The sequence below is a fragment of the Rhizobium sp. ZK1 genome (assembly GCF_047782645.1).
In the GTDB taxonomy this organism is placed as follows: domain Bacteria; phylum Pseudomonadota; class Alphaproteobacteria; order Rhizobiales; family Rhizobiaceae; genus Rhizobium.
This window is the reverse complement of sequence record NZ_CP180586.1, coordinates 811,113-833,304: the sequence shown is the minus strand read 5'-3', so window position 1 is coordinate 833,304 and position 22,192 is coordinate 811,113. Positions and strand designations below refer to the sequence as shown.

20 protein-coding genes and 1 pseudogene are annotated in these 22,192 nt (G+C 61.8%); 7 read left to right on the top strand and 14 right to left on the bottom strand.

The window, feature by feature from the left end:
* The first annotated feature begins 478 nt into the window (after positions 1-478).
* On the top strand, positions 479-2,794 hold the full coding sequence (locus ACK9YZ_RS04285; protein WP_416065786.1) for a PAS domain-containing sensor histidine kinase: 2,316 nt from the start codon (positions 479-481) through the stop codon (positions 2,792-2,794).
* Positions 2,795-2,805: 11 nt separating this feature from the next.
* Here the strand turns inward: ACK9YZ_RS04285 and ACK9YZ_RS04280 are convergent, their stop codons facing one another.
* From ACK9YZ_RS04280 to ACK9YZ_RS04265, 4 genes are all read right to left on the bottom strand, one after another.
* Positions 2,806-5,763: a bifunctional [glutamine synthetase] adenylyltransferase/[glutamine synthetase]-adenylyl-L-tyrosine phosphorylase gene (locus tag ACK9YZ_RS04280; RefSeq protein WP_416065785.1), complete on the bottom strand. Its 2,958-nt coding sequence runs from the start codon at positions 5,761-5,763 to the stop codon at positions 2,806-2,808.
* An 80-nt stretch (positions 5,764-5,843) separates the two neighbouring features.
* A complete protein-coding gene (locus tag ACK9YZ_RS04275) occupies positions 5,844-7,250 on the bottom strand; it encodes an ATP-binding protein (protein ID WP_416065784.1) in 1,407 nt (468 codons plus the stop codon).
* Positions 7,247-7,993 (bottom strand): response regulator transcription factor, encoded by a 747-nt coding sequence (locus ACK9YZ_RS04270; protein WP_301925026.1) that lies wholly within the window; start codon positions 7,991-7,993, stop codon positions 7,247-7,249. The genes ACK9YZ_RS04275 and ACK9YZ_RS04270 overlap by 4 nt, the downstream gene beginning before the upstream one ends.
* A 118-nt stretch (positions 7,994-8,111) precedes the next feature.
* On the bottom strand, positions 8,112-9,671 hold the full coding sequence (locus tag ACK9YZ_RS04265) for a Do family serine endopeptidase (protein WP_416065783.1): 1,560 nt from the start codon (positions 9,669-9,671) through the stop codon (positions 8,112-8,114).
* 243 nt (positions 9,672-9,914) lie between these two features.
* Here ACK9YZ_RS04265 and ACK9YZ_RS04260 point away from each other — a divergent pair, with 243 nt between their 5' ends.
* Genes ACK9YZ_RS04260 through ACK9YZ_RS04245 form a run of 4 tightly spaced genes read left to right on the top strand, consistent with a single transcriptional unit; the run spans position 9,915 to position 11,586 of the window.
* Positions 9,915-10,262 carry an ArsR/SmtB family transcription factor gene (locus tag ACK9YZ_RS04260; RefSeq protein ID WP_216757474.1) on the top strand — a complete coding sequence of 116 codons (348 nt, stop codon included), beginning with the start codon at positions 9,915-9,917 and terminating at the stop codon, positions 10,260-10,262.
* Between the two features lie 39 nt (positions 10,263-10,301).
* Positions 10,302-10,778, top strand: coding sequence for an SRPBCC family protein (locus ACK9YZ_RS04255; RefSeq protein WP_216757473.1), 477 nt, complete (start codon positions 10,302-10,304; stop codon positions 10,776-10,778).
* A 5-nt stretch (positions 10,779-10,783) separates the two neighbouring features.
* On the top strand, positions 10,784-11,200 hold the full coding sequence (locus ACK9YZ_RS04250) for a VOC family protein (RefSeq protein ID WP_416065782.1): 417 nt from the start codon (positions 10,784-10,786) through the stop codon (positions 11,198-11,200).
* The gene (locus ACK9YZ_RS04245; RefSeq protein WP_416065781.1) at positions 11,197-11,586 is read left to right on the top strand and encodes a DoxX family protein; all 390 of its coding nucleotides are present in this window, start codon (positions 11,197-11,199) and stop codon (positions 11,584-11,586) included. Before ACK9YZ_RS04250 ends, ACK9YZ_RS04245 begins: the two co-directional genes overlap by 4 nt.
* A gap of 43 nt (positions 11,587-11,629) precedes the next feature.
* Here the strand turns inward: ACK9YZ_RS04245 and ACK9YZ_RS04240 are convergent, their stop codons facing one another.
* The 8 genes from ACK9YZ_RS04240 to ACK9YZ_RS04205 all read right to left on the bottom strand — a co-directional run bounded on the left by ACK9YZ_RS04240 (position 11,630) and on the right by ACK9YZ_RS04205 (position 18,797).
* On the bottom strand, positions 11,630-12,085 hold the full coding sequence (locus ACK9YZ_RS04240) for a cytochrome c-type biogenesis protein CcmH (protein ID WP_416065780.1): 456 nt from the start codon (positions 12,083-12,085) through the stop codon (positions 11,630-11,632).
* Positions 12,082-14,085, bottom strand: coding sequence for a heme lyase CcmF/NrfE family subunit (locus tag ACK9YZ_RS04235; RefSeq protein WP_416065779.1), 2,004 nt, complete (start codon positions 14,083-14,085; stop codon positions 12,082-12,084). The genes ACK9YZ_RS04240 and ACK9YZ_RS04235 overlap by 4 nt, the downstream gene beginning before the upstream one ends.
* Positions 14,082-14,606, bottom strand: coding sequence for a cytochrome c maturation protein CcmE (ccmE, locus tag ACK9YZ_RS04230; RefSeq protein ID WP_416065778.1), 525 nt, complete (start codon positions 14,604-14,606; stop codon positions 14,082-14,084). Before ccmE ends, ACK9YZ_RS04235 begins: the two co-directional genes overlap by 4 nt.
* Positions 14,603-15,781, bottom strand: coding sequence for a c-type cytochrome biogenesis protein CcmI (gene ccmI / locus ACK9YZ_RS04225; protein WP_416065777.1), 1,179 nt, complete (start codon positions 15,779-15,781; stop codon positions 14,603-14,605). The genes ccmE and ccmI overlap by 4 nt, the downstream gene beginning before the upstream one ends.
* Before the next feature lie 99 nt (positions 15,782-15,880).
* Positions 15,881-16,309: a hypothetical protein gene (locus tag ACK9YZ_RS04220; RefSeq protein WP_216757466.1), complete on the bottom strand. Its 429-nt coding sequence runs from the start codon at positions 16,307-16,309 to the stop codon at positions 15,881-15,883.
* A gap of 120 nt (positions 16,310-16,429) precedes the next feature.
* Positions 16,430-17,833 (bottom strand): ATP-binding protein, encoded by a 1,404-nt coding sequence (locus tag ACK9YZ_RS04215; protein WP_416065776.1) that lies wholly within the window; start codon positions 17,831-17,833, stop codon positions 16,430-16,432.
* A complete protein-coding gene (locus ACK9YZ_RS04210) occupies positions 17,823-18,494 on the bottom strand; it encodes a response regulator transcription factor (RefSeq protein WP_007818507.1) in 672 nt (223 codons plus the stop codon). The genes ACK9YZ_RS04215 and ACK9YZ_RS04210 overlap by 11 nt, the downstream gene beginning before the upstream one ends.
* Before the next feature lie 54 nt (positions 18,495-18,548).
* Positions 18,549-18,797 carry a hypothetical protein gene (locus ACK9YZ_RS04205; protein WP_183735752.1) on the bottom strand — a complete coding sequence of 83 codons (249 nt, stop codon included), beginning with the start codon at positions 18,795-18,797 and terminating at the stop codon, positions 18,549-18,551.
* A 272-nt stretch (positions 18,798-19,069) separates the two neighbouring features.
* On the opposite strand from ACK9YZ_RS04205, the gene ACK9YZ_RS04200 reads away from it, so the two are divergent.
* Positions 19,070-20,284 (top strand): MFS transporter, encoded by a 1,215-nt coding sequence (locus ACK9YZ_RS04200; RefSeq protein WP_416065775.1) that lies wholly within the window; start codon positions 19,070-19,072, stop codon positions 20,282-20,284.
* Positions 20,285-20,820: 536 nt separating this feature from the next.
* On the opposite strand, the gene ACK9YZ_RS04195 is transcribed toward ACK9YZ_RS04200, so the two are convergent.
* Positions 20,821-21,132, bottom strand: a complete 312-nt coding sequence (locus tag ACK9YZ_RS04195) for a Dabb family protein (RefSeq protein WP_216757463.1) — start codon at positions 21,130-21,132, stop codon at positions 20,821-20,823.
* Positions 21,129-21,853 (bottom strand): annotated as a pseudogene (locus ACK9YZ_RS04190) (hypothetical protein). The gene ACK9YZ_RS04195 and the pseudogene ACK9YZ_RS04190 overlap by 4 nt, the downstream one beginning before the upstream one ends.
* 157 nt (positions 21,854-22,010) lie before the next feature.
* Between ACK9YZ_RS04190 and ACK9YZ_RS04185 the strand changes: the two are divergent.
* Positions 22,011-22,145: a hypothetical protein gene (locus ACK9YZ_RS04185; protein ID WP_301925023.1), complete on the top strand. Its 135-nt coding sequence runs from the start codon at positions 22,011-22,013 to the stop codon at positions 22,143-22,145.
* Positions 22,146-22,192: the final 47 nt, after the last annotated feature.

The window sequence follows — 22,192 nt, the reverse complement described above, 5'->3', positions numbered from 1 at the left end:
GCACCAGAATAGTGGCTGACCATTCACCTAGAACATCGCGATCAACGAAGCGGATTTCGACATCGTGGACTTCTGCACCATGCAGACCGATGGAATTGAAGCGAGGCCTGCATAGGATGCGCGGGGTGCAGGGCGACTTTCATACGCCCTCTGAAAAATGTCAGATCATTGCCTGTCAAGTGGCTGGCGTCCCTCACGTCGGGGAGGGAGCAACCTATGCAACACCTGCATCCTATGCGTCGTGTTTGGAAATCGAACCCGGCAAAGGCCCATTGTGTGCTGGGTGATTTGCCGCCTGGCTGTCTTCATCCGATGAAGCAGCCAGGCAGTGCCATCTGCGAATCTCTTTGAAAATCCTGCAATCGCATATGGTTAACAAAATTTTACCATCAGCTCTGGACAAGGCGAATCACGCATGATTCTCTACGTGTAGTTCGAGCGAGCGGCGCGCGAATCACACGAGGGATTAGGTTCAGAGATGATGGACGTGCGGCGGGCAACCGCGGCCGAAGGACGGCTGCGTGTCGATTTTGGCGGGCTCAAAGCCTGGCGCGACAGCCTGTGCGGACAGACCGCAACAACTCCTGAGCCATTGCTGCGCCATCTGCCGAAAGCCGAGCTACTGCTGAAGCGCGCCATCCCCATTCTGATCGTCGCCTTCCTTGCCGTCGTGGCGACCTCGCATTTCTTCGGCATGGTCAGCGAATACAGTCGTATGGCGGCCTCCGCGCGCCATGCGACGGCGCTTTCTGCGGCAACGGCTGCTGCCGTCTTTTCCGATGCGACCGATGTATTCGATGGCGGCAACGCTGCGGAAGCGCAGGCGCGTCTTGCGAAGTTCCTGCCGCAGGACCGGCTGGAAAACGGTGCCTTCGTGCTGCTAGTGCAGGCAAGCGGCAAGGTCTTTGCGGCAACGACGGCGGGTGCCGCCTATGTCGGCGCCGATGTCTCGACCCTCTTTCCCGAGATCTCCGCCATCCGCCGGTTCGGCGACCGCACCGATGTCATCGAAACGAGCATCGGCGGCGAGCTGCATTACGCCGAGATCGCCCTGATGGGCACGGCCGGCGGCTACATCATCTCCGCCACCTCGCTCAACGAGATCAACCGCCTCTGGCGCGAGGAGCTGACGCTCAACGTCACGCTGTTTGCCGGCATCTCCTCCATCCTGCTGGTCATCCTCTACGCCTATTACATGCAGGTGAAGCGGGCGCGCGATGCCGACGATATCTTCCTGGAATCCAATCTCAGGGTCGAGACCGCGCTTTCGCGCGGCCGCTGCGGCCTCTGGGATTTCGATTTCCACAACCGTGAATTCTTCTGGTCTCGCTCGATGTACGACATGCTCGGGCTTGCCGGTTCCGACAAGACGATGAGCTTTGCCGATGCGGCCCGCCTGATGCACCCCGAAGACAACGGCCTGCATGAGATCGCCCGCGCCGTAGCCAAGGGCGATTCCGGCCAGGTCGACCAGATCTTCCGCATGCGCCATGCGGCCGGCCACTATGTCTGGATGCGCGCCCGCGCTCAGGTGATCCGCAGCCATTCCGGCCGCGTGCACATGATCGGCATCGCCATGGACGTGACCGAGCAGCATCGCCTCGCCCAGCGCTATGCCGAGGCCGATCAGCGTCTGGCCGATGCCATCGAATGCACTTCGGAAGCCTTCGTGCTGTGGGACAAGAACGACCGGCTCGTCATGTGCAACGCGCATTTCCAGCAGGCCTACGGCCTTCCCGACAGCGTGCTGGTGCCCGGCACGGAGCGCATGGTCGTCCATGCCGCTGCGGCGCGTCCCGTCATCGAGCGGCGCATCGCCGATGCAGACGGTTCCGGCTATTCGCGCACGACGGAAGTACAGCTTGCCGACGAGCGCTGGCTGCAGATCAACGAGCGGCGAACCCGCGACGGCGGCCGCGTTTCCGTCGGCACCGACATCACGCCTTTGAAGCGCCACCAGGAGCGCCTGCGCGACTCCGAGCGCCGGCTGATGGCGACGATCAACGATCTCTCCGCCTCGCGCCAGACGCTGGAAACGCAGAAGGCCGAGCTTTCGATCGCCAACTCCAACTATCTCGTGGAGAAGGAGCGCGCGGAAGCGGCCAACAAGGCGAAATCGGAATTCCTCGCCAACATGTCGCATGAGCTGCGCACGCCGCTCAACGCCATCCTCGGCTTCTCGGAGATCCTGCAGAACCAGATGTTCGGCCCGCTCGGTTCGGCCAAGTACAATGAATATGCCCGCGATATCCATGACAGCGGCAAACATCTTCTGAACGTCATCAACGACATCCTGGACATGTCGAAGATCGAGGCCGGCCATATGCTGCTGTCGCGCGAGCCCACCGATCTTGCGCCACTGATCGAGGAAAGCCTGCGCTTTACCGCCATTCCGGCGGCTGAAAAGAACATCGTCATCGAGCAGCGCATCTCCTCGGGCATGACGCTGATGGCCGACCGCCGCGCCATGAAGCAGGTGCTGCTCAACCTGCTCTCCAATGCCGTGAAGTTCACCAACGAGGGCGGGCGCATTGCCGTGCGCACCCGCCGAGTTGCCGATGGTGTCATGGTCACCATCGCCGATACCGGCATCGGCATTCCGCGCGCAGCACTCATCAAGATCGGCCAGCCCTTCGAGCAGGTGCAGAGCCAATATGCCAAGAGCAAGGGTGGCTCCGGCCTGGGTCTCGCCATCTCCCGTTCGCTGACGAGCTTGCACGGCGGCAGCATGAAGATACGCTCGCGCGAGTCGGTCGGAACGGTGATCTCGCTGCGTATTCCCGATCAAAGCTGACGCGGAAAGGCTCAGGCCTTTACCACTGTCTGGAAGACCTTGCGGACAGCCTTGGACAGCCGCTTCACCTCACCCTCCAAAGTCTTGATGTCAGGGCAGTCTCCGGCCCGGCAGACGAGCTCGGTCAGGCCCGCAGGCGCCTCCTTCGGATCGAACATTCCATCGATGCAGAGGCGGATGAGCTGTGAAAGCTCCGTATAGAGGGTAAAGGCTTCAAGGCAGGTATCGAGGTCTGCCGAACCCATCAGCTTCTCGCCCAGCACCTTCAGTGCCGCACCCGTTGTGAGGCCGTTGATCCTGATCTCGACACCTTTGGCCGGCGCGATCAGGGCGAGATATTGGGCGATGAATTCAACATCGATCACGCCGCCCGGAATGAGCTTCAAGTCCCAGCCATTCTCCGGTGCCTTTTCCTTTTCGATCAGCTCGCGCATCTCGGCCACGTCATGGGTCACCTTGGCGACATCGCGCTTCACCGAGAGCACATCGGCGATGATGCTTTCTGCCTCGCCGATCAGGCTCTGGTCGCCGCAGATCAGCCGGGCGCGCGACAGCGCCATATGCTCCCAGGTCCAGGCCTCTTCGCGCTGGTATTTGCCGAAAGCGTTGATGCGGGTGGCGACCGGTCCCTTGTTGCCGGAGGGACGAAGGCGCATGTCGACGTCATAGAGCACGCCTTCGGCCGTCGGGGCCGAGAAGGCGGCGATCAGGCGCTGGGTGATGCGGGTGAAGTATCGCGTCGCATCAAGCGGCTTCGGCCCGTCGGATTCGGAGGCCGCGTCATCGTAATCGTAGAGCAGGATGAGGTCGATGTCGGAGCCTGCCGTCAGCTCGAAGCTGCCGAGCTTGCCCATGCCGGCGATGGCGATCCGCCCGCCGGGATAATCGCCGTGCGTAACGCGGATCTCCTTCATGACAGTATCGAGTGCCGCCTCGATAATGAGGTCTGCGAGATGGGTAAAGGCGCGCGAGGCCATGTCACCGTTGATCGAGCCGGTCAGCAGGCGGATGCCGATCAAAAAGCGCTGTTCGGCAGCGAAGATGCGCAGCCTGTCCAGCACTTCTTCATAGTGTCGGGCCTGCACCAGCGAGCCCTCCAGCCGCTCGCCGAGATAGTCGCGTGTCGGCAACTCGGCCATCAGACCCGGATCGAGCATGCCGTCGAAGACATGCGGGCGGGCGGCGATGACTTCCGCGAGCTTCGGCGCCGAGGACATGATGTTGACGATCAGGGAGAGCAGCGCCGGATTGCTGCCGAGCAGCGAGAAGAGCTGGATGCCGGATGGCAGGCCGGAAATGAAGCTGTCGAAGCGCAGCAGCGCCTCGTCGGCCCGCTTGCTTTCGCCGAAGACGCGCAGAAGCTCGGGCGCCAGTTCCGTCAGACGTTCTCGCGCCTCTACCGATTGCGTGGCGCGGTAGCGGCCGTAGTGCCAGGTGCGGATAACGCGTGAAATATCCGATGGCCGTTCGAAGCCAAGCTTCTTCAGCGTCTCCAGCGTATCGGGATCGTCGCCCTGACCGGTGAAGACGAGATTGCCTGTTCCAACGGAGAGCTTCGTTTCCTGCTCGAAAAGGTCGGCGTAGCGCCGCTCGACCGCTTTCAGCACCTCCACCAGCCGTTCGGAAAAGCTCGGCGTGTCGGTAAAGCCCATCATGAAGGCGATGCGCTTCAGCTCTGCATCGGTTTCCGGCAGCAGATGGGTCTGCTCGTCGCGCACCATCTGGATGCGGTGCTCGACATCCCTAAGGAACCAGTAGGCCTCCGTCAGCTCGTCGCGGGTTTCCGCATCGATCCACTTTTCCTTGGTGAGCTCTGCCAGCGTCTCCTCGGTGACACGCGAGCGCAGTGCCGGCATCCGGCCGCCGGCGATCAGTTGCTGAGTCTGCACGAAGAATTCGATCTCGCGGATGCCGCCGCGGCCAAGCTTGACGTTATGGCCCTTCACGGCGATTGCGCCATGCCCCTTATGAGCGTGGATCTGCCGCTTGATGGAGTGGATGTCTGATATCGCCGCATAATCGAGATATTTGCGGAAGACGAAGGGAGCAAGGCCGCGCAGGAACTGCTCGCCAGCGGCAATATCGCCGGCGACGGCGCGGGCCTTGATGAAGGCGGCTCGCTCCCAGTTCTGCCCCCTGCCCTCGTAATAGATCATGGCGGCATCGACTGACATTGCCAGCGGTGTCGAGCCGGGGTCCGGCCGCAGCCGCAGGTCGGTGCGGAAGACATAGCCATCCGCCGTGCGCTCCTGCAGGATACGCACCAGACGCCGCATCATACGCGGGAAAATCTCGACCGCATCATCCGGATCAGGCACGATGCCGGCTTCTTCGTCGAAGAAGACGACGAGATCGATATCGGAGGAATAGTTGAGCTCGGAAGCGCCGAGCTTGCCCATGCCGAGAACGATGAGGCCGGAACCCTCGCTCGGTGCAGCAACATTCTTCAGCTTCAGCTTGCCGCTTTCATGCGTCGACAGCAGCAGGTGATTGATGGCAGCCGTCACCGACGCCTCGGCGAGTTCGCTGAGCCAGCCGGTCGTTGCCCTGCCGTCGAAGATGCGGGCGAGATCGGCAAGGGCTACGAGGAAGGCCACCCTGCGCTTGACGATGCGAAGCCTGGTCATCACCTGGCCTTCGCCCGGCACGTTTCCTTCACTGTCCGGCTTCCAGCAATCGCGCGCCTCTGCAATCAGCGCGTCGATCTGCGGTTCCAGCGGATCGCTGATGGCGGAGCCAAGGATGGCCGGATCGAGATTGGCGATCTCACGCAGGTAGGGAGAGAGGGTCAGAACGGCGGCGATGAAATCGCGCAGCGCACCTTCGGCCTTCAGCATATCGGCGACAACAGGCTCGCTCTTGCCGATATCCTGCAGATCGACGATCGCTGCTTTCAATTCCGTCTGATTCAACGGCCGCAGAAGTCCCTCAGTGACATCCTTCAGGCCGTGCTTCGATTTCGTCAGCATTTGCTCTCCCTGCCATGCCGCAATGCGACTTTAAACTAGGGTGTCGGCGTGAAAGCGCCAATATGAAAATGATAAGGAAATCAGGCTGCCCTGGTGGGGAAAACCATGCTGACAGTCAGGCCGGGACGTTCCGCATTGCCGGGATCCGTGTCCGAAAGCTCCAGCGTACCGCCGTGCAGCTCCATGATCGCCTCGACGAGAGAGAGGCCAAGGCCGGTGCCCGGCTTCGAACGGCTTTCATCCAGGCGGACAAAGCGCTTCAGCACATCCTCGCGGCGGTCAGGCGGGACGCCGGGGCCGTGATCGGCAACGGATAGGCATATGCCGTCGGGGCGGCGGTGGAGCTTCACAGAGACGGCGCCTGTGCCCTGGGTATCGGCGGAATATTTGATCGCATTGTCGAGCAGATTGAAGATCGCCTGGCCGATCAGTTCGCGGTTGCCCTGTATCTCGATGCCGGGCTCGATCTCGGACGTCAGCGCCATGCCTGCCTCATCGGCGACCGGCTCGTAGAGTTCGGCGCTGTCGGCGACGATGGCGGAAAGCTCGATCGGCGACATTTCGGCGGCGACGGAACCAGCCTCGACGCGGGAAATCATCAGCAGCGCATTGAAGGTGCGGATGAGCTGGTCGGATTCAGAGATGATGCCTTCCAAAGCGCTGCGGCGCAGCTCGCGGTCCTCCATGTCGAGCGCATCGGCGGCCTTGTTGCGCAGGCGCGTCAGCGGCGTCTTCAGGTCATGGGCGATATTGTCGGAGACCTGCCGCAGCCCTTCGTTCAGCTTCTCGATGCGTTCCAGCATGTTGTTCAGCGAGACGGAAAGCCGGTCGAATTCGTCGCCCGAGCCGCCGACCGGCAGGCGCTGCGAGAGATCGCCGGCCATGATCTTCTTGCCGGCGTCCGACATGCGGTCGATGCGTTTCAGCGCATTGCGGCCGATGCCGAACCAGATGATGATGGCGCCGAGGCCCATGATGGCGAGCGCGATCATGAGGGCCTGGCGCACCAGCACGCGGAAACGTTCCGGCTCGCCAAGGTCTCGGCCGATCAGTACGCGCAGGCCGTTGTCGAGAACGAAGATGTTGGCAATCGCCGTATGCCGCACCAGACCGCTGTCGGTATAGCGCTGATACATGAAGGGCACCGAGGTCCAGCCCTGCTCCTCGAAAACGCCAGGCTGTACGGAGGCGACGTTACCGGCGAGGATATCGCCCGAGGGACCGGCGATGAGATAGAGATTGGCGCCCGGCTGGCGGGCACGGCGCTCCATCGTCCGCAGGAGCAGGTTCATGCCGCCGGCATCATAGGCGCGCTGGACCTGCGTCACCTCCTGGGCGACCGCATCGCGGATCTGGCCGGACAGCAGCCGCTCGGACATCGCCGTCACATAGAAGACGAGCGTTGCGGCGCAGATGGCGAAAAGCAGGATATAAAGGGCCGAAAGGCGGACTGCAGTGGACTTGAAGAGAACCCAGAAGCGGCTCATCCCTCGTCCTTGATCATGTAACCCGCGCCTCGGATCGTCTTCAGCAGTGGCTGGCTGAAGTCCTTCTCGATCTTGGAGCGCAGGCGCGAGACATGAACGTCGATGACATTGGTCTGCGGATCGAAATGGTAATCCCAGACATTTTCGAGAAGCATGGTGCGGGTCACGACCTGGCCGGCATTCTTCATCAAATATTCCAGCAGGCGGAATTCGCGCGGCTGCAGCGGGATTTCCTTGCCGCCGCGGCGGACCTCATGCGAGAGGCGGTCGAGCTCGAGATCGCCGACGCGGTAGACGACATCCTGATCCGGCGTGCCCTTGCGGCGGCCGAGCACTTCGACGCGGGCGAGCAGCTCGCTGAAAGCATAGGGCTTCGGCAGGTAGTCGTCGCCGCCGGCGCGCAGACCTGTCACGCGGTCGTCGACCTGGCCGAGCGCAGAAAGAATGAGAACGGGCGTGTGGATGCCCTTGCGGCGCAGCTCGCTGATGACGGAGAGACCATCGCGGCGCGGCAGCATGCGGTCGATGACGATGACGTCGTAGGTATTCTCCGACCCCATGAAGAGACCGCTTTCGCCGTCGCTTGCATGGTCGGCAACGATCCCCGCCTCGCGAAATGCTTTCGTGAGATAGACCGCGGCTTCCAGATCGTCTTCGATGATGAGAATCTTCATGCGGCCGACATTACCCGCCGGTTGCGTTTCGGCAAGGCTCAAAGCGTCTTCCTGTTGTGCGGAGGTCATTGCGGGCGTCCTTCATAATTGAAGAATTCAGCGGACTTGAAGAATTTGACAAAGTCGGAAAATTGGGAGCCGCGCAGCATGTGTCCCTGCGCGGCTCCCGCCTTCCGAGGCCAGAAGATCAGCCCTGGCCGTTGATCGGGAGGGCGACGAAGCGGCTGCCGTCCTTCGACTGGATCTGGAACAGCGCGCGGGTGCGGCCGTCCTTCTTGGCCTGGTTGATGACGCGGACGACATCGTCGGCGCTGGAGACTTCCTGGTTGTTGACCGAGGTGATCGTCTCGCCTTCCTTGATGCCCTTGTCGGCGGCATCCGAATTCGGATCGATGCCGGTGATGGCGAGGCCCTTGCCATCGTCAGACGGGCCGACCGTCAGGCCGAGATCGGCAAGCGCCTTCTCGGAAGCCGGCGGCTGGGCCTGCTCCTGCTCGTCGTTGTCGTCGCCGGCGGAAGCCTGCTGATCAGCCGGCAGCGTGCCGAGCTCGACGCTGACGGACTGCGCCTTGCCGGAACGCCATACCGAAAGCTCGACCTTGCTGCCCGGCGTCATGGCGCCGATGCGGCGGCTGAGATCGCGGGCATCCTTGACCGGCTCGCCGTTGACGGCGGTGACGACGTCGCCGGTCTTCATGCCGGCCTTCTGACCGGGTGTGCCTTCCTGTGCGGAAACGACCAGAGCGCCACTTGCTTCGGAGAGGCCGAGGGAGTCGGCGATGTCCTTGGTGACCGGCTGGATCTGAACGCCGAGGTAACCGCGCGAAACCGTACCGTCCTTCATCAGATCGGCAACGACATCCTTGGCGGTGGAAGCCGGGATTGCGAAGGCGATACCGACGCTGCCGCCCGACGGCGAGAAGATCGCGGTGTTGATGCCGACGACCTGGCCGTTGAGGTTGAAGGTCGGGCCACCCGAGTTGCCGCGGTTGACGGCTGCATCGACCTGCAGGTAATCGTCATAGGGGCCGGAGCCGATATCGCGGCCGCGGGCCGAAATGATGCCGGCCGTGACCGTGCCGCCGAGGCCGAAGGGATTGCCGACGGCGACGACCCAATCACCGACACGGACCTTGTTGTCATCGGCCCAATTGACATAAGTGAACTTGCGGCCCTTGCCATCGACCTTCAGCACGGCGAGGTCGGTGCGGGGATCCTTGCCGATCAGCTTTGCGTCGAGCTCGGTACCGTCATTCATGACGGCAACGAAGGCCGAGCCGTCGGACACGACGTGGTTGTTGGTGACGATGTAGCCGTCTTCGGTGATGAAAAAGCCCGACCCTTGAGCGACCGGGCGCAGACGGCCCTCACCCGGATGGCCGAAGCGGCGCTGCTGATTCTGGCCCTGGCGGTTCTGCTGCTCGCCGAACTGGCGGAAGAACGGTTTCAGAGCGTCGGGCAGATCGTCAAAGCCGCGGCCGTTGAAATCGAAGGCGAAACCGTTGCCGTCATCGGAAGCGGGCTTCACGCGGCTTTCGACACGAACGGAAACGACGGCAGGGGAAACGGCGTCAACGACATTGGCGAAGCTCGGAACCGAGGGAGCCTGGACATTGACAGCCTCGGCGTAAGAACGGGAGATCTCGACAGGGATACCGGTTGCAAGCACGGCGGCTGCCAGACCGGCTACGGTGGATGCCTGAAGCACCGTTTTGAGGGACGGACGTCCGCGGAAATTTTTGAGCATTGAAGCACCTTCTCTTCTTGTTCAGATCTCGTTCCGGGCGATGCCGGATCCGTGAATGGTCGAGATATAGGACGCCACACCTTACTGCGAACTGTCCGGCCCATGAAAAATTCGTAATGTACTGACATTCTTGTGGTTGCATGCGGGATGGGTCAAGCCGCTCGCCGCCATCCTATTTAACCGATTGGTTGACAAGCGGGTGGACGCCTTGTATTTAACCAAAGCGTTACATACGAGGATATCATGCAGACCGACACGCTGAGCGCCGCTTTCGCCGCCCTTGCAGACCCCACGCGCCGGGCCATCATCGCGCGGCTGGCCGAAGGCGAAGCTTCGGTCAACGAACTCGCTGCCCCCTTCGACATGAGCCTTCCGGCGGTTTCGAAACATCTGAAGGTGCTGGAAAAGGCCGGCCTCATCAGCCGTGGCAAGGAAGCCCAGTGGCGACCGGCCAGGCTTGAACCGCAGACGATGAAAAGCATTGCCGACTGGCTGGAGCAATACCGGCGCTTCTGGGAATCGAGCTTCGACCGGTTGGACGGTTACCTGCAGAAGATCCAGAGAGCGGACGACAGCGGCCCTCGCAATTGACCGTCAACTCGCATTTTCAATCACGACAAGGGGAATATCATGGCCGATCAGCTATCGCGCCCCACATTGCATATGCAGCGGATATTCAATGCACCGCGTGCCCTTTTATGGGCTGCTTGGACGCGGCCGGAAATGGTCGTCGCCTGGCTCGGCCCTGTCGAATGGCCGGCCGTCAGCGTCGTACAGGATCTGCGTGTCGGCGGCGCCTACAGGGCCTGCCTGAAGAATGCGGAGGATGGCCGGCTGTTATGGCAGAGCGGCGTCTACAGGGAAATCGACGAGCCATCGCGCCTCTCCTTCACCTTCCAATGGGAAGGATCGCATGAGGATGGCGAAGCGGTCGTGACACTCGTGACCGTTGTCTTCGAAGAACTCGCCGATGGCCGCACGCGGATGGATTTCACCCATGCGGACCTGAAATCCGAAGAGAGCGTCACCGGTCACCGCTACGGCTGGGAGAGCACCTTCGGCAGGCTGGAAAGCTGGATTGCAACGCAGGCAAATCAAAGGGAGTGAGGACCATGAAACTCGTCACGAATCTCGTCTTCAAAGGTGAATGCCGGCAGGCCTTCGAATTCTACGCCAAGGTGCTCGGTGGCAAGCTGAACGGCATGTTCACCTTTGCCGAAGCGCCCGGCGACATGCCGATCGATCCGTCCTTCAAGGACAAGATCATGCATGCCTGGCTCGATGTCGGCGACCAGTCCCTGATGGGCTGCGACGCCCCTCCCGGATATCAGGAGGATATGGGCGGCTTCAGCGCCACCTATCACAGCGAGGATGCGGCGGAAACGAAGCGCGTTTTCGAGGCACTCTCGGAAGGCGGCAAGGTGACCATGCCCTATAACGCCACCTTCTGGTCGCCTGGCTTCGGCATGTTCATCGATCGCTTCGGCACGCCTTGGATGGTCAACACGATCCCGGCGGGTCAACCGTGAGCGAAAAGGCCATGCTCTGGACCGGTCGCGTGCTGACCGAGCTCTTCGCGCTCTTCATGCTCGGCGCATCAATCGCCCCCAAGCTCTTGGGCCTGCCGGTCGCCGAGGAAATCATGACGCAGCTTGGATGGCCGAACGGTTATGTGCTGATGATCGGCCTGATCGAGCTCACCTGCCTCGTGCTCTATCTCATCCCGCAGACGAGCGTCTTTGGCGCGGTGCTGATGATGGGGCTGCTCGGCGGCGCGATGGCCACGCAGATCCGGGCCGGAAGCCCGCTCTTCAGCCATATATTGTTCAGCATCTATTTAGGGCTGTTCATGTGGGGTGGGTTGTGGCTGCGCGATCCTGCAGTAAGGGCGCTGTTTCCCTATCGGAAGGTTTGAGGATCGACCATTCCGCCGTGGTTTGTCGCGGCTGAATGGTTCCTTATTTTTTCAGCAACTCGGCGAGCTTCTCCTGCTCTTCGGCGGTGAGCCTGCTGCCGGTGGGCTTGCCGGCTCGCTTGCGGGCAAAGACGACGAGCGAGGCCCCACCGGCGAGGATCAGCAGCACGGGAGCACCCCAGAGCAGCAGCGTGCGCACACTGAAGCGCGGCTTCAGCAGCACGAACTCGCCATAGCGCGAGACGATATAGTTCAGCACCTCGTCGTCGCTGTCGCCATCGGTGATGCGCTCGCGCACCAAGAGGCGCAGATCCTTGGCGAGATCGGCATTGGAATCATCGATCGACTGGTTCTGGCAGACCATGCAGCGCAGTTGCGCCGACAATGTTCGCGCCCGCGCTTCGAGGGCGGGGTCGGCGAGCATCTCGTCGGGATTGACGGCAAAGGCCGGGGCGGCCGCCAACATCAAGGTCAGAGCAAACAGGAGACGCTTGATCATTCCGCCGGCTCCATGACCGGTGCTGCCGGCTTAGTTGCCTTGGCCTTCGCCTTACGGCTCGGGGCCCCGACACGCAGACGCCGGTCGGTCAGCGAGACGTAGCCGCCTGCCGCCATGATCAGCGCCCCGCCCCAGATGCACAGAATGAACGGCTTCCACCAGATGCGCACGACGATGCCGCCGTCATGGGTGGCGTCGCCGAGCGACACATAGAGCTGGCTGAGGCCGAAGGTCAGGATGCCGGCTTCCGTCGTCGGCATCTGCCTTGCGGTATAAAGCCGCTTGGCCGACCAGACATCGGCAACCTCGGCGCCGCCGCGACGGATCGAGAAATGGCCGCGGTCCTCGGTATAGTTCGGGCCGGTTGCCGGCTCAATGCCGTCGAAGACAATGCCGTAGCCGCCGGCCTCCGTCGACTGGCCCGGCTTCATCTCGACCACATGTTCGGTCTCAAAGGTCGTGACGGCGACGATGCCGAGCACGGTGACGCCAAGGCCGGCATGGGCAAGTGCGGTGCCGAAGGCCGAGCGCGGCAGGCCGGTCAATCGGCGCCAGGCGATATCCGCCTTCACCTTGCCGATGCCGGCGCGATACCAGAGGTCGGCACCAGCGCCCAGGATCAGGAACAGACCGGCGGCAAGGCCGAGCACCGCCATGACCGGGCCACCATGTTCGAGATAGAAGAAGATCAGCGCTGCGGCGAGCGACAGGCCGGCCACGACATAGAGCCGCTGCAGGGCGCCGAGCAGGTCGCCGCGCTTCCAGGAAAGCAGCGGCCCGAAGGGCACAACGATCAGAAGCGGCGCCATCAACAGGCCGAAGGTCAGGTTGAAGAAGGGCGCGCCGACGGAGATCTTGTCGCCGGTCAGCGTCTCCAGCACCAGCGGATAGAGCGTGCCGGTCAGAACCGTGCCGCAGGCGACCGTCAGGATCAGGTTGTTGACGACCAGCGCCCCCTCGCGCGAGATCGGCGCAAACAGACCGCCGGCCGACAGGAGGGGCGCGCGCAAGGCAAACAGCGACAGCGCCCCGCCGATGAAGATCAGCAGGATGCAGAGGATGAAGACGCCCCTGCTCGGGTCGCTGGCGAAGGCATGCACCGAGGTCAGGACACCGGAGCGCACCAGGAAGGTGCCCATCAGCGACAGCGAGAAGGTGAGGATGGCGAGCAGCACCGTCCAGATCTTCAAGGCCTCGCGTTTTTCCATGACGAGGGCGGAATGCAAGAGTGCGGTGCCGGCAAGCCAGGGCATGAAGGAGGCATTCTCCACCGGATCCCAGAACCACCAGCCGCCCCAGCCGAGTTCGTAATAGGCCCAGTAGGAGCCCATGGCGATGCCAAGCGTCAGGAAGGTCCAAGCCGCCAGCGTCCAGGGCCGCACCCAGCGCGCCCAGGCGGCATCGATACGGCCGTCGAGAAGGGCGGCGACGGCGAAGGAGAAGCAGACGGAGAAGCCGACATAACCGAGGTAGAGCAGCGGCGGATGGATGGCGAGCCCGATATCCTGCAGCACCGGGTTGAGGTCGCGGCCCTCGGCAGGGGCCGGATCGAGGCGGACGAAGGGATTGGAGGTCAAGAGGATGAAGAGGATGAAGGCGACCGAGATCCAGGCCTGGACCGAGAGAACGTTGGCCTTCAGCGTATCGGGCAGATTGCGGCCGAAGATCGCCACCAGCGCACTGAACAGCGACAGGATCAAGAGCCAGAGCATCATCGATCCCTCGTGATTGCCCCAGACGCCGGAATATTTGTAGATCAGCGGCACCAGCGAATGCGAATTCTCCCAGACGTTCTCGACCGAGAAGTCGGAGACGACATGGGCATAGGTCAAGACGCCGAAGGAGAAGGCGACGAGGGCAAAGAGCAGGACGGAGCCCAAGGGCGCGACATCCATCATCGCCTGATCGCCGCGCCTGGCACCGATGACCGGCACGAGCGACAGGACGATGGCGGTTGCGAGCGCCAGAACCAGCGCATAGTGACCGATCTCGATGATCATGGCGTCGCCTTTGTCGCTTGCGCCTGGGCTTCCTGAGCCTTGGCCTCGCCTTGCGGCACCTGTCCCCGCGGTGCCGCTCCCTTGCCCTCTTCCCACAGGCCCTGGGCCTTCAGCCTGTCGGCCACGTCCTTGGGCATATAGGTCTCGTCATGCTTGGCAAGCACGGTATCGGCGGTGAAGACATTGCTGCCGGTCTCGAATCTGCCTTCGGTCACCACCCCCTGCCCCTCGCGAAACAGGTCCGGCAATATGCCCTGGTAGCGGACATTGACGATCTCTCCGCTCGGGTCGGTCACCGCAAAGCGCACCACCGAGCCCTCGCCGCGCACGACGCTGCCGCTGCTCACAAGCCCGCCGAGGCGGATGCGGGTGCCTGGTGCCACCGGGTTGTTGGCGAGATCGCCCGGCATGTAGAAATAGGCGACCGATTGGCTGAAGGCGAACATGACGAGCAGCACGGCGACGAGGATGAAGCTCATGCCGCCGGCAATCACCGCCAGGCGTTTCTGCTTGCGCGTCATTTGCTCTTTCCTTCCGTGGCACTCTTGCCTTCCGTCGCCACCGAGCCTTCCGTGGTGATGCCGAATTCCCTGGCCAGCGCCAGTAATTGCCTGCCCTGATCGCCCGAGGCCGGGAAGGCGGCAAGCCCGCGCTTCAGGGCACCCGCGGCGCGATCCTTGTCGTTCAAGACGGCGTAAGAGCGGACGAGACGCATCCAGCCCTCGAAATTGTCGGGATCGGCGCTCAGTTTGGCGTCCAGGCTTTCCACCATGGCGCGGATCATCTGCTGGCGGTCACTGGTGCTCAACGTCTCAGCCGCCGCCACATCCTGCTCCGTCGGGCCGCCCAGAACTGCTTGCTCAGCAGAAGGTGCAACCGCCGTGCCGCCGTTTTTGGCGATATGTTCGTTGACCAGCGGCAGCCAGGGTGCATCGGCCGGCGACTGCTTCGCCAATGCCTCGAAGGCGGTGCGCGCCGCATTCGGCTGGCCGGCCTGCTCCAGGCTCAAAGCAATATAGAAACGGGCACGCGAGTTGTTCGGTTCAAGCGTGAGCGACTGTTCCAGCACCTTGCGCGCATCTTCCGTCACGACACCTTCTGACATCGCCATCAGCGTTTCGGCAAGGCCATCGAGACGCGCCGGGCTCGGGCCGAGCAGGCGAATGGCGTTGCGATAGGCGGTCTCGGCATCGGAGACCCGCATGGTGCTGAAATAGATCGGCGCCAGCACATCCCAGCCCTTGCCGTCGTTGGGGTTCTGCGCCAGATGCCGCTCCGCCTTGGCGACGAGAACGGCCATGTCATTGCCGGGATTGGCAAGCCGCGCTTCCAGCGGCTGCGACGGCAGGTCGGGTCTGCCGGTATTGATGTATAGACAGAGCCCGATGATCGGCAGGATCAAGACGATGAAAACTTCGGTGAGGCGATGATGCCTTGCAGGTCTGCTTTCCTCGGCCGGAGCAGCGCCAGAGACGGCGATCAGACGCCGGCCGATCTCTGCGCGGGCATAATCGGCCTCGTCCGCGGTGATCAGGCCGCCGCTCACGTCCCTGTCGAGTTCACGCAACTGGTCGCGATAGACAGCGACCTCTCCGGCACGCGTATCCTCGGCCGCCTTCGCTCCACGCAAAAGAGGATAAAGCAGAATGGCGGCAACGGCCGCCGTCAGGACAGCCACGAGAATCCAGAACAGCATATCGGCCCAATTACTTGAAGCGCGCCCTCATTCCAACTGCCAATGCCGTGTTGACGAAGAATTGAGGCTATTGGCCGCAAGGATAACGGGAAAGCGAGATCAGCCGAGCGGCGACCAGGTGCCGTTTTCGTTGCGGCAGGCGACACCGCGCGCCAGCGTATCCTTGCCATCGGCCGTGACAGTATGCGTGTACTGGCGGCAATTCTGCGAGCCCACCTGATAGGGGGCGGCTGCCACGACGCTGCCCTTGGCATCACGGCCGGTCCAGGTGACCGGCTGGCCGACGGCAGCACCTTCCAGCGCACGGTATTCGGCTTCCAGCGCCCGTTGCTTGTCGCTGTCACCAAGCTCAACGCCGGTGCGACCAACGATGCCGCCCTGCAAGGCGGCGATGAACGTCGCCGAAGCGGGGGGCTTGCCGCCGCCAAAAAGTCCACGCGTCGCAGCGCCCTTCGTCGTCGTGCAGCCAGAGAGCGTCACGGCGACGATAAGGGAAGAAACGATCATGCCTTGCCAACGTAAAGTCATTGCAATCGAACCACGATCAGGGGTGTCAGTTGAGCCGATCGAAGTGCAGCGTCCCCGTGTCAGCATTAAGGCAAAGCATGCTATACATTTGCCACTATCTTTGTGACATCAAGCAGTTGCTCATGCAACATCCTTTGTCACACCTGGCAGGATAAGCTTAGCTTTCAGCCCGCCCCATTCCCCTCGGGTAAGCTCCAGACGCCCCTGGTATTCGTTGGAAATCTCGGTGACGATGGAAAGGCCGAGGCCGGTTCCGGGCTTGCTCTCATCCAGCCTTCGGCCGCGCTTCAGCGCTTCGCGGATCTGGTCGGGCTCCAGCCCCGGGCCGTCATCCTCGACGGAAAGCTCCACCCAATGCTTGCGGGCGCTTGCTTCTACTCCCTTCACATCCTCGCCGGCTTCGACCGCCGAAAGACGCACCTTGCTCTTGGCAAAGCGTGCGGCATTCTCCAGGAGGTTGCCGACCGTTTCCTCGAGATCCTGCTGTTCCATGGCAACGGCAAGGTGCGGCGGATGAACGATCAGCTCGAATTCGGTTTCGACATTCAGGCGACGCATGACGCGCACCAGACGCTCCAGCGCCGGCTCGGCATCGGTTCGCGCCAGCACGGATTCACGCTGGGCGGCAATGCGCGCGCGGTTGAGATAGGACTGCACCTGCCCCTGCATGGCTTCGGCCTGATTGCGCACCAACTCGCCGTGAGACCTGTCGAGCACGCGCGCCTCGTTGAGCAGCACAGCGATCGGCGTCTTCAGCGAATGGGCGAGATTGCCGACCTGCATACGTGCGCGCTCGACGATGCGGCGGTTGCTGTCGATCAGTGCATTGACCTCATTGGCAAGCGGCAGGATCTCGCGCGGGAATTCGCCCTTCAGCTGCTCGCTTTCGCCGGCGCGGATACGCTCCAAAGCGGCGCGTGCCTTGTCGAGCGGCTTAAGGCCATAGAGAATGGCGAGCGCATTGACGATGAGACTGCCGACGCCGAAACCGGCGAGCGCCAGGTAGAGCCTGTGGGAGAAGTTGCGGACATCGTCTTCCACGACATCGACATTGCCGGTGACGCGGAAGCGTGCCGCACGGCCGTCGGTGTCGAGCACCACTTCGGTTTCTGCCACCTGCACCCGGTTCCCGGCCGCATCCGTCACCTGATAATAGCGCTCGTAATTCTTGTCGAAAGGCGCTTCGACGACCGACAGCACGGGGATGGTCGCCGAGCCCAGCGAGGGTGAGACGAGCGGCGCGGTCGTATAGGTGCCGAGAGGTTCGACCACCCAGTACCAGCCGGTCTTCGGCTGGGCAAAGCGCAGGTCGCCGAGCTGCGGGCTGCCCGAGAGCGCGCCCTGATCGCCGATCGTCACGGAATTGATGACGTTATAGAGCTGCGCGCGCAGCAGATCCTGAAAACCGCGCTCGGCGCTGCGTCTATAGAGTGTCGAAATCAACAGGCCAATCACCACCAGCGCCACCGTCGACCAGACCGTGGTCAGGAGCAGCACGCGTGCGGTGAGCGACTTAATTCGCATTGGTCGGCGCTTGGATGCGGTAACCGAGACCGCGCACCGTTTCGATCAGATCGACGCCCATCTTCTTGCGCAGGCGGCCGACGAAGACCTCAATCGTGTTGGAATCGCGGTCAAAATCCTGATCGTACATATGCTCGACCAGTTCCGTGCGGGAGACCACCTCGCCCATATGATGCATGAGATAGGCAAGCAGCCGGTATTCATGCGAGGTGAGCTTCAGCGCCACGCCGTTGACGATCGCCTTCGAGGTCTTGGTGTCGAGCCGCACGGGGCCGCAGACGATTTCGGAGGAGGCATGGCCGGCCGCGCGGCGGATCAGCGCGCGGATACGCGCCAGCACTTCCTCGACATGGAACGGCTTGGTCACATAGTCGTCGGCGCCCGCATCGATGCCGGCGACCTTGTCGCTCCAGCGGTCACGGGCAGTCAGGATCAGCACGGGCACGGTGCGCCCCGCGCCGCGCCATTTTTCGAGCACCGTCACGCCGTCCAGTTCGGGAAGGCCGATATCGAGGATGATGGCGTCATAGGGTTCGGTATCGCCGAGGAAGTGCCCCTCCTCGCCATCGAAAGCCTGATCAACGACATAACCCGCTTCTTTCAGCGTGTCGCTCAGCTGCCGGTTCAGATTGACGTCGTCTTCGACTACCAGAATGCGCATCGCTTCGCCTTCTTCCGCTGCAAATCACTGGAACCTTGAATAAGCCGATTCCGTTTACATCGGAACCTTTACCGTCACCTTGCGCGGACGCTGGCCGTTGCCCTGAACGAGAACGGTGATGATGCAGGCGTCGCCCACCGGCTGCACGGAAAGAAGCTGGCCGCCCGTCTCGTCTACGACCTGCTGGGCAGCAGCGCTGCAATCGCGGGCCACACGCAGGACAAGCGTGCGAGTGTCGTCCGGTGAGGGCGCCGAAACCGCCAGCCCGGCGGCCAATGCTGCGACGCTCAGAGGAGAGGCCATGTGCTGTGCTTTCAATGTAGTGCCAACTTGTCCCGAATATGTACTCACACGACCTGAATGGCAAATGAATGCACGGTAATGCGGGAATTTTAGAACAATTCTCGACTATTGCGCGAAATATGCATGATTCCTGAATGATGGCGCATGTCTCTCAGCCACAATGGAAATCCCGGCACCGGTCATATTCATATGGCACCTGTTCGATCAAACCTTTCACCGTCTGGTTGAAGCTGCTATCGCTTTACCGCCTTTCTTCATTTCTTTCCGGAATCATGCAGACATCATTTTCTCTCCGTACGGTGCGGACGGTTGGCGTGCTGGCAGTCACCCAACTGATCGGCTGGGGCACGACCTTCGACATGCTCGGCGTCATGGGCCGTGTCATTGCGCCTTCCCTCGGGCTGCCGAATGAAGCGATTTTTGCCGGACTGACCATCATGATGGTGATCAGCGCCTTTGCCGGTCCGACCACCGGGCGTTGGCTCGGCCGCTATGGTGCCGCGAAGGTGCTGGCCGCCTCGTCGGTCACCTTCGCGATCGGCCTGCTGCTGCTTGCCGCTACCACCAATATCGTCGTCTATGCACTCGCCTGGGTCGTGATCGGGCTTGGCGGGGCGCTCGGCCTTTCGGCGCCCTGTTATACTGCGGTCGTGGAGCGTGAAGGGGTAAACGGCAAACGGGTCATTGCCATCCTGATGCTGTTCACCGGTCTCTCGGCCACCATTTTCTGGCCGATCCTGACGCTACTCAACGAGACTTTCGGCTGGCGCATCACCTTCCTCGTCTGCGCCGGCCTGCAATTCTTCGTCTGTCTGCCACTGCATTTCTTCGGCCTGCCGAAGCCGGTTGCCAGCCATACGCAGGGGGCAGCGGCCGAGACGCCGCCGGTGGAGCTTTCCCCCTCCGACCGGCGCAAGGCTTTCCTGCTCATCGCGATCTCCACCACGCTCGGCACCTTCATCACCTTCGGCGTCTCGCCATCCCTGCTCGAAATCTTTCGCCAGTCCGGCGCATCGACGGCCCTTGCCCTGCAGCTCGGCTCGGCACGCGGCGTGATCGGCATTTCGGCGCGCGCGCTCGACATGCTGCTCGGCAAGCGCGGCAATCCCATCCTGACATCCGTCATGGGCGTCAGCCTGATGCTGTTCAGCTTCCTGATGCTCTTCATCGTCCCGCCGTCGACGCCGCTGCTCATCACCTTCGTGCTGCTCTACGGTTTCGGCTCCGGCGTGCTGGCGGTCGCCCGCGCGCTGCTGCCGCTCGCCCTTTTCTCGGCCAGAGAATACGGGCTGCAGGCAGCCCGGCTGTCAATGCCACAGAACCTCGCCAACGCGATTGCGCCCGTCATCTTCACCGCCATCCTCGACCGCGCCGGCGCCGGCCCGACGGTCATCACCTGTGCGGGGCTTGCGGCCATCGCATTGGTCTTCGTGCTGATGCTGATGGCGTTGGTACGCAGCGCAAGGCCGAGCGTACAGCCGGCCTGACCGGCGGCGGGCAAAGCAGGCCGACCTCACATCCGAAGTCCGCCATTTTTAGCCTCTCTTGATTATGATGTTCTCATGATCAAAGTAAGAACCGACACGCTGCCGTCAGGTGCCGGAAGCCCCGGACACGCAGCACCAGAGCTGCCAATCCACTAAGCTTCTGAATCATTTGCGGCTTTTTTCTCAAGGGTTGCTTGCGGCCCTTCACAGATTGATTCATCTGCAACCTGAACTATTTCCGGATTCCTCCTATCCATTTGAAAATGAATAAGAATTTCCACAATGATCCACTAATGCAGTGTTTTTGGCGCTAAGTCATTGATTCTGAATAAGTGATTCACTTAGCTCAAAAATACGCGTAAAGAATTTCAAAATCAGAAGCAGCGTTTGCTGAACGAAATTATTATGAAGTTTTCCGGCTCCGATGCATCACTTAAACATTATCAATGACTTAGCCGAAAACTCCCGGCATAAATCGCCCTTATCGAAAATTCTTATTCGTTTTCAATTGGATAGATAGACAACAACCGTCACCGTCAATCCTGCAGGGGTGTGGTGACCGCCTGGTCGCTATCGAAATCGGCAGCAGTCCTGGTATCCCGGAGCGGCTTTACCGTGCGGGTCGAGAGGTCATAGTCGGGATGCGCCTTGTAGGCGGCAAGCGCTTCCTCGCTCTCGAATTCGCCGTAGACGACGAAATCGACCGTGTTGCCCCACTGGTCCGTCTTGACGTTTTCGCCGATCTCCAGCGTCAGGGCATGGGGAATGCCTGTCAGTATGGAGAGCCCCTTGCGCACCGCCTCGCGGTTTTCCTCCGGCACGGTGAAGAAGACGATATGGCGGATCACGCGGAACACTCCTGTGACAATTCTCTGAACCCAGGCCGGGCGATAACACGCGCCGACCGGGCCTTCAACCGGGCCACAATGCCGCGCGCGTGCCGCGTCAGGCGCTGGGACGGATCGCCGCGAGGAAGGTCCTGCCATACTCGGCAAGCTTTTCCGCCCTGTCGGTGCCGTTGACGATGCGGCGCGCGTTGACCCAGTCTTCCTTCGCTTCATTGAGGTGATCGCAAAGCCGGTGGCCAGCGAAGCTGCCGCGCAGCATGCCCTCGATCAGGATCGTCACGGCCGGCACCATTTCCATGGCGCGATCGGGCTGGGCGACGAGATCGATGCCGGTCACCTCGCTCATCGCTTCGTAATTGCGCCTGTGGGTCAGTTGCACGAGGCCGCGACCGAGCCAGCTTTTGCCGTCCTCATCCGGTCGCCAGTAAGGCGTCTTCACCCAGGAGAGCCGACCGGACGCAAAGGCAGTCTCGAGGATCTCGACGGCGCGCGAATCACTTGTTGCCAGCGTCTCGCGCACAGGCTGCATCGTATAAGCGGTCTCATGGAAGGCCGTAGCCAATATATAGGCCAGCCAGCGCCGATCTGCGGTAGCCAAATTCGCGTCCCAGTAGTCGAAAATGGCGTTCATGCCTTCGATCTGGGCCGGCGTGAGGCTGCCCTTGAACAGGGTGTGCCGCACAGTGTCGAAGAAGAATTGCCGGTCGAGTGAGACAGTCATGATACGCTTCTCGGAGGTCCTTCGTGGTTAATATCAGCTTAATCGATTGAAATTAACTAAATCGTTTCAAGTGTGACCGGCGTAGATTTACACGCAGTTTTTATTGTGCAATGCATCAATTCGTAAGCACACCCTTGCTGAGGAAGAGAGGTATACGATGCAGACCAGCACAGAAACTCCGACCAAGATCCCCCAGCACATCGTTGACCAGATGGAAAACGAGTGGCGCCAGGTACGCACGCAGCGCGAGAATCCGCGCCCGGTCCGCGTGCCCTCGCAGAACGACGCTTAAATACAATCCTACCGGGTGAGGACGCTCTACCTCTTTGAAGCGACGCA

Coding starts and splice junctions, on each gene's coding strand:
- ACK9YZ_RS04285 (WP_416065786.1), top strand. CDS start 479: ATGATGGACGTGCGGCGGGCAACCGCGGCCGAAGGACGGCTGCGTGTC.
- ACK9YZ_RS04280 (WP_416065785.1), bottom strand. CDS start 5,763: ATGCTGACGAAATCGAAGCACGGCCTGAAGGATGTCACTGAGGGACTT.
- ACK9YZ_RS04275 (WP_416065784.1), bottom strand. CDS start 7,250: ATGAGCCGCTTCTGGGTTCTCTTCAAGTCCACTGCAGTCCGCCTTTCG.
- ACK9YZ_RS04270 (WP_301925026.1), bottom strand. CDS start 7,993: ATGACCTCCGCACAACAGGAAGACGCTTTGAGCCTTGCCGAAACGCAA.
- ACK9YZ_RS04265 (WP_416065783.1), bottom strand. CDS start 9,671: ATGCTCAAAAATTTCCGCGGACGTCCGTCCCTCAAAACGGTGCTTCAG.
- ACK9YZ_RS04260 (WP_216757474.1), top strand. CDS start 9,915: ATGCAGACCGACACGCTGAGCGCCGCTTTCGCCGCCCTTGCAGACCCC.
- ACK9YZ_RS04255 (WP_216757473.1), top strand. CDS start 10,302: ATGGCCGATCAGCTATCGCGCCCCACATTGCATATGCAGCGGATATTC.
- ACK9YZ_RS04250 (WP_416065782.1), top strand. CDS start 10,784: ATGAAACTCGTCACGAATCTCGTCTTCAAAGGTGAATGCCGGCAGGCC.
- ACK9YZ_RS04240 (WP_416065780.1), bottom strand. CDS start 12,085: ATGATCAAGCGTCTCCTGTTTGCTCTGACCTTGATGTTGGCGGCCGCC.
- ACK9YZ_RS04235 (WP_416065779.1), bottom strand. CDS start 14,085: ATGATCATCGAGATCGGTCACTATGCGCTGGTTCTGGCGCTCGCAACC.
- ccmE (WP_416065778.1), bottom strand. CDS start 14,606: ATGACGCGCAAGCAGAAACGCCTGGCGGTGATTGCCGGCGGCATGAGC.
- ccmI (WP_416065777.1), bottom strand. CDS start 15,781: ATGCTGTTCTGGATTCTCGTGGCTGTCCTGACGGCGGCCGTTGCCGCC.
- ACK9YZ_RS04220 (WP_216757466.1), bottom strand. CDS start 16,309: ATGACTTTACGTTGGCAAGGCATGATCGTTTCTTCCCTTATCGTCGCC.
- ACK9YZ_RS04215 (WP_416065776.1), bottom strand. CDS start 17,833: ATGCGAATTAAGTCGCTCACCGCACGCGTGCTGCTCCTGACCACGGTC.
- ACK9YZ_RS04210 (WP_007818507.1), bottom strand. CDS start 18,494: ATGCGCATTCTGGTAGTCGAAGACGACGTCAATCTGAACCGGCAGCTG.
- ACK9YZ_RS04205 (WP_183735752.1), bottom strand. CDS start 18,797: ATGGCCTCTCCTCTGAGCGTCGCAGCATTGGCCGCCGGGCTGGCGGTT.
- ACK9YZ_RS04200 (WP_416065775.1), top strand. CDS start 19,070: ATGCAGACATCATTTTCTCTCCGTACGGTGCGGACGGTTGGCGTGCTG.
- ACK9YZ_RS04185 (WP_301925023.1), top strand. CDS start 22,011: ATGCAGACCAGCACAGAAACTCCGACCAAGATCCCCCAGCACATCGTT.